Here is a 15,375-nt window from a genome sequence, read left to right on the forward strand (position 1 = left end):
TTATCCACTTATTGATGTGCTTTATGTTCTTCTGTTTCATTTTCCATCGGCATAGGTGACGTGCTGCGAGTGTTTAAGCCTGAACCGTGTAGCATAAAACTCATGTTACCTTTCATCTTATGACCATCGTCCCCCATGATCATCCAGTTAACAGTGTAATGAGTTGCGGTTAATACTGGCAGGGTGAATGAAAATGCCGCTTGGCTGCTCGTACTTGCTGGTAATGTTAGCGGTATGCTTTGCAGCTTCTCATCTTGAAGTGTTAATTTGACCAAACGCACCGGAGCAGTAAAGGCCAGTTCAAGTGTTGTTGGGGCTTGACTTAGCATGGCTCCGTTATTGGGCAGAGAACTGACCAGCCCGACATGAGCAAATGCTGAAGCACTAAAGAACAGACTTGTTACGACTAAAACGCGGTTAAATAATTTCATGATATTTCCTTTTTTATTGTTTATAACGATCGAAAAATGGCTTAAATAAATGATTAAATATCGGCTTAGCAAACATCTTAGCGCCAAGCCTTAGAACTAAGTATAAAAAATAAGTGTAAAAACTGAGCGTAAGAACTAGGCCTTAAAACCAAGCGCTAAAACCAATAACAAACTGGGTTTCTTGTGTATCTTCCCCTTCACTTCGGGCGTAATCGGCGGTATTACCCAGCTTCTGACGCCAATCGACACCAATATATGGCGCGAACTCTCGAACAATCTCGTATCTCAATCGCAGCCCAGCACTGACGTCAGATAAGCCTGAGCCTATTCCAAGTTCAGCATCGTCTTTACCAAATAAATTAACTTCTACTTCAGGTGTGAGTATCCACTTTTGAGTGATTAACAGTTCATATTCCGCACTCAAGCGCATAGCCGTACGGCCTTGTTCACCTATGAATAAGGCAGCGTCAATATCAAAGAAATATGGCGCTAATCCTTGAACCCCAATCACAGCCCAATTACGGTTCGGCGTCGGTTTGATATCGGTTTTAATACCGAATTGTACATCCCAGTATGGTGCGATGGGCTTACTGTAAAGAGCCTGAATTTCAAGGTCTTGCTTATCACTATTTGAATATTCACCTTCGGTTTTAAGCCACAGCTTATTCAAATCGTAACCTAACCAGGCTTGTGCACTAAACTGGGTGGGATCTTGCGGATCGACGCCTCTTTCAAATTGATCCAGCATGACTTTTGTTAATAGAGGGTCATCATTACCGCCGGCAAACACAGCTGAACTGGACAATGTGGCGCTCAGACTCAACAGTCCCAAGGCCATTAAATTCGTTTTATTCATTTGTATTCCCCTTATTTCACCACGACTTTTCTGAACATGCCTGGCATGTGAAATAACAAGTGGCAATGATATGCCCATTGCCCTTTTGCATCTGCTGTGACCAAGTAACTAATCTTAGAACCCGGCTGAACTAATACCGTGTGCTTACGGGGAATAAAATCAGCATCGCCTGTCTCTAATTCACTCCACATACCATGCAAATGCATAGGGTGAGTCATCATAGTGTCGTTAACTAAGGTGATCCGCAGTCTTTCTCCGTATTCAAACTCTAGTGGCGCGGCGTCCATAAACTTCACCCCATTCACAGACCACATATAGCGATTCATATTGCCGGTTAAATGCAGCTGAATTTCACGGTTGGGTTGGCGGGTGTCGTAAGTAGGATGTAAGCCTTTAATATCGCCATAAGTTAATACTTTGCGGTTGAATTGTTGTTGATGGTCGCGCAGCCCAATCCCGGGATCGTGTAAACCACTTTTTGGGGCATCGGCACGCATATCCACTTGTGGGCCGAACTCGGTGTCAATGTGTTTAATTTCATTGTTACTGCCAAAGCCTGCAAGCCCTAGTCCTGATACTGTCGCTTTCGCAGCGTCCATGGCCATTTTGCTGTGATCCATGCCTGGCATATCACCTGCGTCCATAGCCATCTTGCTGTGATCCATACCTGCCATATCACCGCCGCCCATAGCCATCTTGCTATGATCCATACCTGACATATCACCTGCGCCCATGTCCATTTTGCTATGATCCATACCATTCATGTCCATGCCACTCATGTCCATACCCATATCACTGTGGCCAAGGACTGGCCTTGGATCCATTGGGGGAATAGGAGCATGTAAACTGGCATCTGAGGTGAGGTTACCAACCGTAAAGCCGGTGCGGTCAATACTTTGAGCGAAGATGCAGTAAGCATTATCTAACTCTGGCTCAATGACTACATCATATGTTTCAGCAACACCGATTCGAAATTCATCCACAGAAACCGGTTGAATGTTCTGACCATCACTGGCAACAACAGTCATTTTGAGGCCCGGTATACGCACATCAAATATGGTCATAGCAGAGCTATTAATGAAGCGTAAGCGCACCTTCTCATCTTGTTTAAACAACCCTTACCAGCCCTTGCCATTCATTAAATAGGTATAAGTTGAGCCGGTCACATCAGATATGTCGCTGTCACTCATGCGCGCGTTATTCCACATCGAACGAGCGTTCCACGTATTGGCTAAGCCATTTTTATCTACGTCAGAGAAAAAATCCATTACCGTACGCTCACGGTAATTATAGTAATCTGCTTGTTTCTTTAATTTGGCATAAATGTTTTCTGGGGCTTCGTCAGACCAATCAGACAGCATGATCACATAGTCACGGTTATATATGACCGGATCGGGAGTCGCTGGATCTATCACAATAGCACCAAATAAACCGGTTTGTTCTTGATAACCTGAATGACTGTGATACCAATATGTACCGCTTTGCTGGACGGTAAATTGATACTCAAATGTTTCACCGGGTTTAATGCCATCAAAGCTAAAGCCAGGCACACCGTCCATTTCGGTGGGTAAAATAATCCCATGCCAGTGAATAGAACTATCATGGTCGAGATTGTTTTTCACTCTTAAGGTGACCGTCTCCCCCTCTTTCCAGCGTAATAACGGCGCGGGCAGTAATTGGTTGACCACAGTGGCGCGAGCAGATTTCCCGGTAAAATTAACCATTTTATAGTCAATTGATAAGTCAAACACTTTGCCTGAAAGCTGGCTCAATGATTGGCTTAGCGCATTGGCAAAGGCATTTTTAGGGAAAGGAATCGACATCAATGCCAACATAGCAGATGCACCAAACACAAACCGGCGTCGGCTGTTGTTGAGTTCATTGTTTGTCGTTTGAATCATGGGTTTTATCATATATTGAGATTTCATTGCACAGATTCCTCAAGCGAATTCACTTGGGCGTAAACCAGGCTACTGCCATCTTTTTTCAGCAGTAATACTTGGTATGGCATAAATTTATCTTGATACTCCATACCAGGGCTGCCCACAGGCATAGCCGGAACGGTTAGGCCGATAGCATCTTTAGGGGGGGAGGCTAAAAAGAGACTAATGAATTTTGCCGGGATATGCCCTTCAAACACATAACCTTGAGATGACACTGCGGTATGACAAGATTGCATCGAAGCAGGAATACCCTTTGACTGTTTAAACTCATAAAGGTTGTTAATATTGTGAGCATCAACACTAAATCCACGCTCACTAATATGAGTAAGCCATTTCTCACAACAGCCACAATTGGCATCTTTATAAACAGTGAGTAATGGTGCAGTAGAGTCAGGTTGTGCTGCATGGGCAGGTAACATCACTCCCACCACTTGCAGAATAAAAATCGTACCTATGACACGAAAAAAACTAATAGAATGGCGATATAAAGCAGACATAACATGCCTCCAAATCAAATTTCGTAACATTAAACAACGCGGTTTAATGTGAGTTTATTAACTAAAAAAGTTAAAAAATTGAAACTAGGTGATTGGCTAGGACAGTTAGCAAAAAACAGGCGTAACTGTGCCTATGTCAGGCGAATATTGGGGGGCGGTATAAAGAAGAGCGATACTGAGGCATAAGTGCTGAGGTAAACATTGTTGCAGCATTAAATAAACTGACTTCAGATTTAAGCGTTGGCATAACCATCGTTAAAGCAACAGATAAGCAGGAACCGACAGGACAATAGCAGGTTTGATCACAACAATCATCACTCATAGCGTCATTGCTCTGTGCTGTCGTCATACTCATTTGCATATTGGTATCATGGCATGCACTGCCGTTATCTTTATCAACAGTTATATTCGAGGTTGTCATAGGCATAAAGCATGGCAAAATCACAGATGCAAAAGTTTGACCGACAAACGTCAGTAAAACAAACATCATGATTAAACGGATTTTATGCATTGAGACTCCAAAATAACTGTTAATAGGATAGTGAAATATACCTTTCTAAACAAGGGTTACTTATTTAAGTGGGTATTCAATATCGCTTATAACTTTACAGCTTTGGCGTAATACGACACTTTTCTGATATTTCACGACTATCCTCTTTTTTTCTTATATGAGTCTTGTTAACTCTCATTGTTTAACTCCTGTAATACTTAATCTGAACTCGGGATAAGAGATGGAAGCAAAACACTTAATATCAAAGCATTAGGGGTAAAATATTTCAAGCTTGCCATTTGTTTTGCTAACAAGACGAATTAACGCGTCAATAGCTAGCCTATTGCAAGTTTATTAAACGCAGTTAGCGAGACAAAGGGCTGTTTGAAAACCTTTTATTATCCCGAGTTCAGGTTACTTACTCAACGATCAACATGCCTTTATACATTTGCATCTGACAATGAAATGGATATTCGCCCTTTTCCAGTGCTGGTAACGCTATCGTCGTGGGTTTATCCAGCGCTAAATCCTGGCTAATCTCTAAGTCGGGTAGTAAGACGGTGGCTGAACATCCGGATTTATCTTGGCGTAAAAAGGTTATTTCTGTAGGTGTATTAGCCGCTATCTTAATTCGTGCTGGCGTATACACCCCGTCTTTAACCAGTATAGATGTGCTAGCGTCAACCTTAGTTTCATTTGATGGTTTATATAACCAAAACCACCAAATAATAAAACCGATTAATGCGATACACAGTAAATTGATTAACATCTTGAGCCTCCTAGTGTTCTTTAGCTTTAAACAAACGTAAGCGGTTAGCGTTACTCACGACTGTCAGTGATGAAAAGGCCATCGCCGCGCCGGCAATCACTGGGTTTAGCAAAATACCAAACACTGGATAAAGCACACCTGCCGCGAGGGGAATACCCGCGACGTTATAAATAAATGCGCCAAACAAGTTTTGTTTAATGTTGCGCAGCGTTGCTTTACTAATGGCTATCGCATCGGCTAAACCATGAAGAGAGCCGCGCATTAAGGTAATATCAGCGCTTTCTATCGCAACATCTGTGCCTGTACCAATAGCAAAGCCGACATCCGCTAAGGCTAACGCTGGAGCGTCATTAATGCCATCACCGGTCATACCAACCACTTCATTTTGTTGCTGAAGTTCAGCGACTTTTTTGGCTTTATCTTCTGGCATAACTTCGGCGAAAAAGTCATCAATACCGACTTTTTTAGCCACAGCGGCTGCGGTCGCGCTATTATCTCCGGTTAACATAATCACTTTGATGCCACTGTCTTTGAGTCTCGCAATCGCTTCGATTGAATCAGACTTTATCGGATCTGATACTGCAATAATGGCCAACAACTGCCCTGCAAGTGCCAAATACATCGGTGTTTTAGCCTCTTCCGCTAATACCTGGGCTTTAGCTTCATGGAGACCAATATCAATGTGTTTGTCTTGCATTAATTTGAGATTACCAAACAATAATGTTTGTCCATCAACCTGCGCCTCTACACCTTTGCCAGAAATGGCAGTAAAGTGGTCAGTATTGATCGCATCAATACCTCTAGCACGCGCACTTTCAACAATGGCTTGGGCTAATGGGTGTTCTGAGTGACTTTCAATCCCAGCAGATAAAGCAAGGACCTGCTCTTCACTGTCGGCATTAACCAAAATAATATCGGTAACTTGCGGTTTACCTTCGGTAATGGTGCCGGTTTTATCTAAAATCATGGCGGTGATTTTAGACGCAGTTTGCAATGCTTCACCGTTACGAATTAGCACACCCGACTCAGCCGCCTTACCCACACCGACCATGACCGACATTGGTGTGGCCAGTCCTAGCGCACAAGGGCAAGCAATAATTAATACTGTTGTTGCAGACACGATGGCAAATACGCTCGATGGTTCAGGACCAAAGTTAAACCACACCATGGCACTGACAATAGCGATGATCATAATGGCTGGCACAAAGTAAGCGGCTATGACATCAGCTAAACGACCGATCGGCGGCTTAGAGTTTTGCGCCCGTTTGACCATACTAATAATGCGCGCCAGTGCGGTATCTTTACCAACACGAGTAGCTTTAAATATGATTGATCCAGACTTATTCAAAGTACCGGTTACAACGTTGTCATCAACAGCTTTTTCAACCGGCATTGGCTCACCGGTCAACATTGACTCATCAATGGTACTTTTACCTTCAATAACAACCCCATCGACTGGGATTTTTTCGCCAGGACGAACTCTTACGTGATCGTTAAGTAATACATGAGCAATATCGATGTCGACATCTTTTCCATCACGGATAACTCGAGCCGTTTTAGCTTGCAGGCCAATAAGACGCTTAATGGCTTCAGAGGTCTTACCGCGCGCTTTCACTTCTAGTGCTAAACCAAGATTAATTAACCCAATAATCATGGCAGTCGCTTCAAAGTAAACATGCCTTGCCATCTCAGGAAACCACTGCGGAAATGCCACAATTAACATCGAATATATCCAAGCCGTTCCTGTTCCTAAGGCGATGAGGGTATCCATATTGGCGTTATGGTTTAAAAAAGATTTCCAAGCACCAATATAAAAATGCCTACCGGAGATCAGCATAATGGCAAGAGTAACTACACCAACCAGTCCCCACACCACTTGCTCTGATAGGCTTGATACCGTCATTTCGCCAATAAAAAGTCCATAAACCATCAACGGAATACCGACTGATAAGGCGATAATGGTATGGCGTAATAGACTTTTATAATGCTGTAAATCAGCCTGCTCTTTTTCGTTCATGGCATCTTCTGCCGACTCAGCTTGGATTTGAGTGGCGTTATAACCGGCACTTTCTACCGCTTTTATAATCAACTCGGCAGCAGCTTTACCCTTAACCAGTACCGTTCTGTCGGCAAAGTTCATCTCGGCCGAATCAACGCCTTGCACGCTGTTAATCGCTTTTTCAATTTTGCCCACACAACTCGCGCAGCCTGCTCCGAGAATATTGAGCTGCATAGTTGAGTGTGTTGTGTTCTCCATTACTTAATCTCCCTTAACATCAATTTGATATTGTCATGTTGAGCAACGCTTGATTTAGAGCTGTCAGTTTGATTTGTACCTTCAATCAAGTTACAAACCATGTTTCCTGTCGGCAAGTTATCTGCCATGGTTGACCATTGCTCAACGGCTTGTGAAAGCCTTGCTCTTAGTTTGACCATTTCATTAAATTGCTGCTGTGTTTCATCCAGCTTTTGTTTCACTAATGCCCGCACAAGATGACAGGCACTTTCACCGTGGTCGGTCTTAAAAAAAATCACTTTAATTTCATCAACTGAAAAATCAAGCTTACGAGCGCTTAAGATAAATTGCATACGCGACTTATCCTCACCGTTATAAATTTTATAACCATTAACGGGCGATTTATTGGGATTAAGCAGTCCAATACGTGTGTAAAAGCGCACTGTGTCGGCGGTGATACTTAATTCATTAGCAAGTTGATTCACTTTCATATTGCCTCCCAAAGCTAGCATTAAACATTACACTAACTTGACTATAAACCTATGTGTTACACACAGGTCAAGCAAGGTTTGAATATTAAAATAATAGGGCGCATTTGAGCGCCCTATTATTAGAAGCTTACTGCTGCATCATTTTAGTATGTTGTTTCATGATGATAGCCATTAACTCTTGGTGATTAACTAACTTAACGGTTTCACCTTTAATAGTCGCGCTTTCTAATGTTATAAACGGTGATTTGATAAAGTTTTTTGCATTTTTAGAAGATAAAATATCTTTGGTATACACTTGAATATCTTCATCTTTAGATAGATTTAAGCTCCAATATAGCGAGTCTGATTTAATAGAATTAGTATCATCAGGCCCAGAGGAGAACACTTCATAAAACTGTAATTCAATTAAATGTTGACCAGAAGAAACCTCTAATTGGCTTTTATTTAATACCGGTTTTCCATCGATAGCAGTAAAAATCAAATAATCTGGTAATGAGATAGTGGCAGCCATTGATGCTGAGCTGGCTAAAGATAGTAATGAGATAGCAATAAATTTTTTCATAATAAACTCCGTTAGCTTTTTGATGCTGATAATGGCAGCATCAAAATCTTTATTAATTAATGTAGATAACTGATTAAAATAAAAAATTAAGCTGTAGGAGGTGGGTTTTGACTTGATAGATCAGAAGGAGTTGAAACCCATAAAGGTAAGTTAACTTTGGTACTAGTGAGTAATATAGCGGTAAGCTCTATTCCAGAAAATAATATAAAGGCATTCGCTATAGCATGACAATGGCTAATACATTGACTCATATCACCTAAACAACAATTGGCGTCATTATCACAATCAGTGTCCATGATTACTGATTGATTAGAGCTAATTTTTTGAAGAGAAGTAGTAGATTGTGAGGCTGACATGACCATTTCAGTAGGCATTGCTATTTCAGAAGATATCGTCAATTGTGAAGACTTAAGCATTTCATTAGACACAGCGAAGCTAGGCATCAATAACTGCCCTACTAGTGATAATATAATCGCTATATTTAACAAAACTCTTAGCATACATCTCATCCACTAAAGCCAACATAACGACACAGTAGCAAAGTTATGCTCAACAAATAGCTACTTACCTCACAGTTAATTAAAAGTATAGAGATCCCTTTAATTAAAACTCTGTGCATTGGCGCTATAAAGTGACATTTGATTAATATATTAATATCTGTTGGCTAATATCATTAACTAAAAATCAATTTCAAACCTACTACCAACAAAAGACCTGCAAAGGCCTTTTTTAGTATTGGCGTAGGTAAGGTGCTCGCAGCTTTGACGCCAAAAGGGGCAAAAATCATTGAGCTAATGATAATACCGAATAATGCCGGTAAATAAATGTAACCTAAGGTACCAGAGGGCAAATCAGGCGCATCAAAACCTGCAATGACATATCCCGTCGTTCCAGCGATAGCAATTAAAAAACCGGTTGCCGAGGAGAAACCTACCGCTTGTTTCATTTGTAAACCGCAAACGGTTAAAAAGGGGACTAATAATACCCCGCCACCAATTCCCATCATACCTGCGACTAATGCGATTAAAATAGACACAATAAACAACACCCATGAAGGAGGTAGCTTACCTTCGCCTTTTGACTTAAAGGGAAATGCCATTTGAATGGCCATCAATACCACAAAAATCGCAAAAGCTTGCTGTAGCTGATCCGATGGGATCATTTCTGACACAAAACCCGCTGACAATGCCCCTAGAACAATACCAGGGAATATTGGTTTAAATAACGCCCAAGGAATGTTACCTCGTTTATGGTGCGCGGTTGCTGAAGATAAAGAGGTTAAAATAATGGTGCTCAATGACGTTGCAATAGCGACATGAGTTAATAGAGAAGAGTTAATGCCTACCCAAGGCAGAATATACAATAATGCGGGCACGATAATCAGCCCACCGCCAATACCTAATAATCCAGCCAAAAAACCTACAATTGCCCCTAATCCAAGACATATTGAAAAAACCAGTAACAAATTTTCCAAGGTATTCCCTTAACATTGATAAATATAAACTAGTGTAAAATATCTTCTAATTGATGTTGTTGAGTAAATTCAAACAGCACTTGTTTCACTTGGGTGGCATTAGAAACAGATAAACAAATTGTCAGTACTTGGTTTAATTGGGAATGCGATACTCGTCGAAGAAGATAATTGATTCGCGCTAAACTCGCCTGGTTCATACTGAGCTTGGTGTATCCCATCGCCACTAATAAAAGCGCACCATAGGGTTCACCTGCAAGCTCACCACAAACACTGACATCTAAATCATGCTGTAGGCACTCATCCAATGCGCGCTTTAGCGCCCTTAAAATACTGGGATGATAGCTATCAAACAGTGAACTTACATTAGGATTATTACGATCTACAGCCAACAAGTATTGAGTTAAATCATTACTACCTACAGAGACAAAATCAACTCGCTTAGCCACATCATCTAACTGATACAGCAAAGCAGGAACCTCAAGCATCACACCAATTTTTGGTCGAGTCAGCATACTATTCAATTCAATATTCAACTCATTATAAGCCTGATCAAGATATTCTATAGTTTGATCTATTTCATCTAGGTTACTGACCATAGGCAATAGAATTTGTAACTGTTTACCTTTACCACCCGCTTGTAACATCGCTCTTAATTGCATTAAAAACAACTCAGGATGATCAAGCGACAGCCTAATTCCTCGCCAGCCTAAAAAGGGATTGTCTTCTTTAATGGGGAAATACGGCAAGGGTTTATCTCCACCAACATCAAGTGTACGCATGACAACAGGGCGATCACCCGCTGCATTTAATACCCTTTGATAGACTTTAATCTGCTCTGCTTCGCTAGGGAATCGTTGATGCAACATAAAGGGAATTTCGGTGCGGTATAAGCCTATGCCATCGGCTCCATCAGCAATATCAGACTCAATCCCACTCAATAGACCCGCATTCAAATATAAATGAATACGTTTGCCATCAAGTGTCTTTGCAGGCAAAGACAGCTCGGCAGAGAAGCGTTTTTGTTTTTCAGCATCGACTCTAATAAGTGCTTGATATTCGGCCACCACTGCGGGTGATGGCGACACCAGTAACTGGCCTCGGTTGGCGTTTAGGACCAATAGCTTATTATCTATATTGGTCTCTAATACCTGCTCAACACCAACCAATGCAGGCACACCTAGAGCTCTTGCAAGGATTGCTGCGTGGGCATTAACACCACCGAGTTTAGTCACAATACCGGCTAACTTATGGCGCGGAAATTCTGCCAACATAGTCGCATCGACTTCTTTAGCAACCAGAATTACCGGTGTTTCAGGTTCAAACTCTAACCTATCGGGCTCAATTAACTGACGCAGCACCTTTTGACCGAGCTCGCGAATATCACTAGCTCGTTCTTTAAGGTAGGGATCATCCATTGCCAAGAATTGATCAATATATCGAATAGATACTCGACTTACTGCAGATTCAGCTCGCCAACCTGCGGCAACTTCTCGAACATATTCCCCCCCCAGACTACTGTCATCGAGCAACAGTTTAAAAGCGGAAAAAATAGAGGCCACATCTTCTGCTTTATCACGTTCAAATCGCTGTGAAATAGCACTTAACATATCTTTGCTGCGACTAATGGCTAATTTAACCCGAGTGGTTTCATGCTCTATGCTTTCACATGCTAAATCAGCTTGTTCTAGGGAAATAACCCCCCCGAGTACCAATCCCTTAGCGATTGCAATGCCACTTGATGCTGTGGTGCCATTAAAGACCACTTGGTCTTGCACATTAGTAATAGCCGCTTTATTTTTTAAACTGCGGATCACCACGGCTAATTGCGCCGCTAATGTCATTAAAAAGGCTTCTTCACCCTCGCTAAACTGGCGAGGATTGGGTTGCTGAACCACAATGACACCTACCACCATTTTTTGATAAATGATCGGCACAGCAAGAAAAGCGCGATACTCTTCTTCTTCAACTTCAGGGAATAATTTAAAACGCGGGTGAATTCTTGCATCAGCTAAATTAACCGCTTCTTCGCGTTCAGCAGCTAATCCGACTAACCCTTCTGTTAATGGCATTCGAACATGGCCAACAGCAGATTGATGCAGTCCTTCTGTAGCAGAAAGCACCAGCTGCTGTTGCTCAAGAAGATAAATAGAACAACACTGAGTGGCCATAGCATGCTTAGTTTGCACAACCAATAGCGATAATGCCGCTGTTAATGTGTTAGCAGCGGCAACGGCCTGTGTAATATCCCTAAGTGTATTTAACACTTTATTTATCCTTTAATGATGGCCCTTAATTTCGGTTGCGGCCTCTTCGCCTATTGTGATGAATCTCTCTGGTTTGCAAAGCTAGCGTGATTATTGCAAATTCCTTCATCACTTTCCGGTATACGTCTCGCTTAAAAGACACCACTTGCCTAACAGGATACCAATAACTCACCCAGCGCCAATCATCAAATTCAGGATGGCCAGAAGAATTTAAGTTAATGGTATTGTCATGACCTTTTAATTGTAGCAAAAACCATTTCTGTTTTTGTCCGATACACACAGGTTTACTATCTTGTCGAATTAGCCGCTTTGGTAAACGATAACGTAACCAAGAGCGAGAAGTTGTCAAAATTTGAACATGTTCAGGTAATAAACCCACTTCTTCATATAATTCGCGATACATGGCTTGTTCGGCTGTTTCGCCTTCATCAAGCCCACCCTGTGGAAATTGCCAAGAATGCTGACCAAATCGTCGCGCCCACATAACTTGACCAGACTGATTACAGATAATGATGCCCACATTTGCGCGAAAGCCGTCGCTATCAATCACATGGACTCCAATTTCACAAAATTTTCATTGATGTGATTGTTTCACAAAGCTTGCTTATCAGCAAACCTCTATTTTCAGCATTCTGTGGGATAATTATATCTTTTAAGCATTCTTATCAACAGTCAACTACACCAAACATACCCGTTATCCACAAAATCTGTGGATATGTCTGTTTGAAACTTCCGTAAACTTAAGTATTTGATTAAAAAACTACTCATTACAAAGTACTATCAAACTTAGAGTTAAACACATAAATACTTTAAAAACAGTCATATAAAAAGCAATACTGAATTTTTAGCATTGAACAAATAAAGATAGAGCGCTTTTTGACCAGTAATAAAGTTATCCCGCAACATCAAGGTTGCACTAAAACTTATTCACAAATGACAACTGAAATTTTGAAATAAAATGCCTTTTATGGCCATAAAAGTCATTGACTCACACTTTTACTTCGGTTAAAGACGACAACTTTAGCATGTTATGCAACAAATCTGTGGATAACTATGTGGGAAAGACTAGGGATAAAAGCGTGTAACTTTTTTAAAGTCATTTTATTCCATAAATTAAAATGCGTTAAATGGCTTTATTTCATCAACTTAAAGAACTCTCTGGCGGATAAATAACATCACCCCAAATAAGCGACTATTATTTAACCAATCCGTTATTATTCCCCAAAAGCCTGCAATAACATCACTATATTCTCCAGACTGACTTCACCAAACTGTTGAAGGGTATTTTTCATTTGCTTAACACAAACGGTTGCACTAGAGGCTAATATTGATAACCTACTGCCATCACTCAACATCATCAGCTTAAATTTCATGCCAAAACCATCACCACAAAGCCTGACAGAACTGATGCAGCGCGCCCATGACATGGCGGGCGTATCTCTAGCCGACATTGCATTCGAAAATGGTATTACCGTGCCTCAAGACTTAAAAAGGGATAAAGGTTGGGTAGGACAATTAATAGAAATGGAACTTGGTGCCATGGCCGGTTCAAAACCTGAACCTGACTTTATCCACTTAGGGGTGGAACTGAAAACCATTCCAATTGATCATAAAGGTAAGCCACTGGAAACCACCTATGTCACTGTTGCACCACTGACTGATATGCATGGTCTCACTTGGGAGCAAAGCGTGGTGTTTCACAAGCTTCAATCTGTCCTTTGGGTTCCTATCGAAGGAGAACGTCATATTCCAGTAGGGCAAAGACGGGTTGGTACTCCGCTACTTTGGTCGCCATCAGCAATAGAAATGGCCTTACTAAAGCAAGATTGGGAAGAAATCATGGAAAAAATTGCTCTGGGAAAAGTAGACAAAATTACTGCTCGCCATGGTGAAGTGTTGCAATTACGACCTAAGGCAGCAAACAGTCAAACATTAACGGAAAGTATTGGCCCAGATGGGGCTATTCAATTATCCAATCCACGAGGATTTTATTTGAAAATCCCCTTCACCCAGCAAATCCTTAAGAATGCATTTCTGTAAAGCGTACCTATTAGTTTGAATAAACCTTATTAAATGGTTATTAAGATAAAAAGAACCTTTTCTGAACTTCTATTGATCTAAATCACAATTACCACTAACACAAATAGGGGTTTTTCGTTAAACTGCCGCTCTATTTAATGCTCATCTCGGATCTGATTTTTACTCTTGAAAGCCAAAAAGCAACTTAAAAAACTCATCTTCGCCATTTTAGCTTGGTGCTTTGCCATGGCTGCCTTCGTGTTCTTCCGATATGCACAAACGCCTGAATTACCGCAATGGGCTATTGGTAATGGTGATCTTGCGACTCTAGCGATCTTTATGGGCTGTGTTTTTGGATGCTTACATTGGATGTCAAATCTGATTGCCGACTTCAGTGCAATTAGTCGTTTACCTTATATTTTCTCGGTTATTTTTAAGGGATTATTTCTATTATTAGGTGCAACCACTATTGCCTATATCACCCAATACTTGAACATGTGGGCTATTGAAAATCATATGGTCACCTTAAGACAAATGCTCACCGCACATGTTCTTTATAGCCCTTCTTTTCAAGCATTAGTGATTTATTTGGTCGTTGTTAGGGTTGGGTTAGCCTTTATAGAACAAATGGCCTTACTGGTTGGTCCTAGGGTGTTATTGAATATTGGTCTTGGTAAATATCACAAACCCCGCTATGAACAACGCCTATTTCTATTTCTTGATATGGCTTCGTCGACCTCACATGCTGAATCATTGGGAGACTATCGATTCTCACGCTTGATCCAGGATAGTTTTAGTTTATTAGCTGATACTGTGATCAAAAATGATGCAGAAATCTACCGATACATGGGAGATGCTGTGCTTATTTACTGGCCACTTGAAGAAGGCATAAAGGAAGATCGTTGTTTAAATATCTACTTTGAATTTTGTAGTGAACTGCAATGGCAAAGAAAGTATTTTGAGGAACAATATGGTTTTGTGCCTAAATTCAAAGCTGCAGCCCATTGCGGTCAAGTCGTCGCTGCGGTTGTCGGCGTACACAAACAAGAGATTAGTTTCTTTAGTGATGTGTTAAACACACTGGCTAGACTGCAAGATCAATGTAACCCATTAGGACAAAGAATGCTGCTGTCAGGAGACGTTGCTCACCGCTTAGAGCAACAGGACAGCCTCTATCAACTTAAAGATTTAGGTTTAGTCCCACTCAAAGGCAAACAACACCCTATTGAAGTCTATGCAGTCAGTACCAAACAAAAATCTATATGACTTTAGCTGTGCACAAAGTTATAGTAAATGGCTGCATAACCTATAACAGCATAGCCAACGGATATTTACATCACCTA

General features: G+C 41.2%; 15 protein-coding genes and 1 pseudogene. 2 read left to right on the top strand and 14 right to left on the bottom strand.

Annotated elements, in window-relative coordinates:
• Positions 1–8: 8 nt before the first annotated feature.
• The 14 genes and pseudogenes from FJ709_RS14370 to FJ709_RS14435 form a co-directional block, all read right to left on the bottom strand.
• Complete coding sequence (locus tag FJ709_RS14370) at positions 9–431, bottom strand: copper resistance CopC family protein (RefSeq protein WP_226410708.1); 423 nt, start codon at positions 429–431, stop codon at positions 9–11.
• Positions 432–573: 142 nt separating this feature from the next.
• Positions 574–1,287 carry a copper resistance protein B gene (locus FJ709_RS14375; RefSeq protein WP_226410709.1) on the bottom strand — a complete coding sequence of 238 codons (714 nt, stop codon included), beginning with the start codon at positions 1,285–1,287 and terminating at the stop codon, positions 574–576.
• An 11-nt stretch (positions 1,288–1,298) separates the two neighbouring features.
• A pseudogene (locus FJ709_RS14380) lies at positions 1,299–3,215 on the bottom strand (copper resistance system multicopper oxidase).
• Positions 3,212–3,727, bottom strand: coding sequence for a DUF411 domain-containing protein (locus FJ709_RS14385; protein ID WP_226410710.1), 516 nt, complete (start codon positions 3,725–3,727; stop codon positions 3,212–3,214). Before FJ709_RS14385 ends, FJ709_RS14380 begins: the two are co-directional and overlap by 4 nt.
• A gap of 136 nt (positions 3,728–3,863) precedes the next feature.
• Complete coding sequence (locus FJ709_RS14390) at positions 3,864–4,238, bottom strand: hypothetical protein (protein WP_226410711.1); 375 nt, start codon at positions 4,236–4,238, stop codon at positions 3,864–3,866.
• Positions 4,239–4,635: 397 nt separating this feature from the next.
• Positions 4,636–4,986 carry a cupredoxin domain-containing protein gene (locus FJ709_RS14395; RefSeq protein ID WP_226410712.1) on the bottom strand — a complete coding sequence of 117 codons (351 nt, stop codon included), beginning with the start codon at positions 4,984–4,986 and terminating at the stop codon, positions 4,636–4,638.
• Positions 4,987–4,996: 10 nt separating this feature from the next.
• Positions 4,997–7,243, bottom strand: coding sequence for a heavy metal translocating P-type ATPase (locus tag FJ709_RS14400; RefSeq protein ID WP_226410713.1), 2,247 nt, complete (start codon positions 7,241–7,243; stop codon positions 4,997–4,999).
• A complete protein-coding gene (locus tag FJ709_RS14405; RefSeq protein WP_226410714.1) occupies positions 7,243–7,713 on the bottom strand; it encodes a MerR family transcriptional regulator in 471 nt (156 codons plus the stop codon). Before FJ709_RS14405 ends, FJ709_RS14400 begins: the two co-directional genes overlap by 1 nt.
• Before the next feature lie 127 nt (positions 7,714–7,840).
• Positions 7,841–8,275: a DUF2057 family protein gene (locus FJ709_RS14410; RefSeq protein ID WP_226410715.1), complete on the bottom strand. Its 435-nt coding sequence runs from the start codon at positions 8,273–8,275 to the stop codon at positions 7,841–7,843.
• Between the two features lie 86 nt (positions 8,276–8,361).
• The gene (locus FJ709_RS14415; protein WP_226410716.1) at positions 8,362–8,718 is read right to left on the bottom strand and encodes a hypothetical protein; all 357 of its coding nucleotides are present in this window, start codon (positions 8,716–8,718) and stop codon (positions 8,362–8,364) included.
• Positions 8,719–8,948: 230 nt separating this feature from the next.
• Positions 8,949–9,749: a sulfite exporter TauE/SafE family protein gene (locus FJ709_RS14420; RefSeq protein WP_226410717.1), complete on the bottom strand. Its 801-nt coding sequence runs from the start codon at positions 9,747–9,749 to the stop codon at positions 8,949–8,951.
• Between the two features lie 29 nt (positions 9,750–9,778).
• A complete protein-coding gene (gene ptsP, locus FJ709_RS14425; protein WP_226410718.1) occupies positions 9,779–12,013 on the bottom strand; it encodes a phosphoenolpyruvate--protein phosphotransferase in 2,235 nt (744 codons plus the stop codon).
• A 25-nt stretch (positions 12,014–12,038) separates the two neighbouring features.
• Complete coding sequence (rppH, locus tag FJ709_RS14430) at positions 12,039–12,563, bottom strand: RNA pyrophosphohydrolase (RefSeq protein WP_226410719.1); 525 nt, start codon at positions 12,561–12,563, stop codon at positions 12,039–12,041.
• 664 nt (positions 12,564–13,227) lie between these two features.
• A complete protein-coding gene (locus FJ709_RS14435; RefSeq protein ID WP_226410720.1) occupies positions 13,228–13,386 on the bottom strand; it encodes a hypothetical protein in 159 nt (52 codons plus the stop codon).
• Between FJ709_RS14435 and mutH the strand changes: the two genes are divergently transcribed.
• Both mutH and FJ709_RS14445 read left to right on the top strand, forming a co-directional pair.
• Positions 13,385–14,053 carry a DNA mismatch repair endonuclease MutH gene (gene mutH / locus FJ709_RS14440; protein WP_226410721.1) on the top strand — a complete coding sequence of 223 codons (669 nt, stop codon included), beginning with the start codon at positions 13,385–13,387 and terminating at the stop codon, positions 14,051–14,053. The two genes, FJ709_RS14435 and mutH, sit on opposite strands and share 2 nt — an antisense overlap.
• Positions 14,054–14,278: 225 nt before the next feature.
• Positions 14,279–15,298, top strand: coding sequence for an adenylate/guanylate cyclase domain-containing protein (locus FJ709_RS14445; protein WP_226410722.1), 1,020 nt, complete (start codon positions 14,279–14,281; stop codon positions 15,296–15,298).
• Positions 15,299–15,375: the final 77 nt, after the last annotated feature.

Origin of the sequence: Shewanella glacialimarina (assembly GCF_020511155.1) — a bacterium.
GTDB classification, from domain to species: domain Bacteria; phylum Pseudomonadota; class Gammaproteobacteria; order Enterobacterales; family Shewanellaceae; genus Shewanella; species Shewanella glacialimarina.

Coding starts and splice junctions, on each gene's coding strand:
- FJ709_RS14370 (WP_226410708.1), bottom strand. CDS start 431: ATGAAATTATTTAACCGCGTTTTAGTCGTAACAAGTCTGTTCTTTAGT.
- FJ709_RS14375 (WP_226410709.1), bottom strand. CDS start 1,287: ATGAATAAAACGAATTTAATGGCCTTGGGACTGTTGAGTCTGAGCGCC.
- FJ709_RS14385 (WP_226410710.1), bottom strand. CDS start 3,727: ATGTCTGCTTTATATCGCCATTCTATTAGTTTTTTTCGTGTCATAGGT.
- FJ709_RS14390 (WP_226410711.1), bottom strand. CDS start 4,238: ATGCATAAAATCCGTTTAATCATGATGTTTGTTTTACTGACGTTTGTC.
- FJ709_RS14395 (WP_226410712.1), bottom strand. CDS start 4,986: ATGTTAATCAATTTACTGTGTATCGCATTAATCGGTTTTATTATTTGG.
- FJ709_RS14400 (WP_226410713.1), bottom strand. CDS start 7,243: ATGGAGAACACAACACACTCAACTATGCAGCTCAATATTCTCGGAGCA.
- FJ709_RS14405 (WP_226410714.1), bottom strand. CDS start 7,713: ATGAAAGTGAATCAACTTGCTAATGAATTAAGTATCACCGCCGACACA.
- FJ709_RS14410 (WP_226410715.1), bottom strand. CDS start 8,275: ATGAAAAAATTTATTGCTATCTCATTACTATCTTTAGCCAGCTCAGCA.
- FJ709_RS14415 (WP_226410716.1), bottom strand. CDS start 8,718: ATGCCTAGCTTCGCTGTGTCTAATGAAATGCTTAAGTCTTCACAATTG.
- mutH (WP_226410721.1), top strand. CDS start 13,385: ATGCCAAAACCATCACCACAAAGCCTGACAGAACTGATGCAGCGCGCC.
- FJ709_RS14435 (WP_226410720.1), bottom strand. CDS start 13,386: ATGAAATTTAAGCTGATGATGTTGAGTGATGGCAGTAGGTTATCAATA.
- FJ709_RS14445 (WP_226410722.1), top strand. CDS start 14,279: ATGGCTGCCTTCGTGTTCTTCCGATATGCACAAACGCCTGAATTACCG.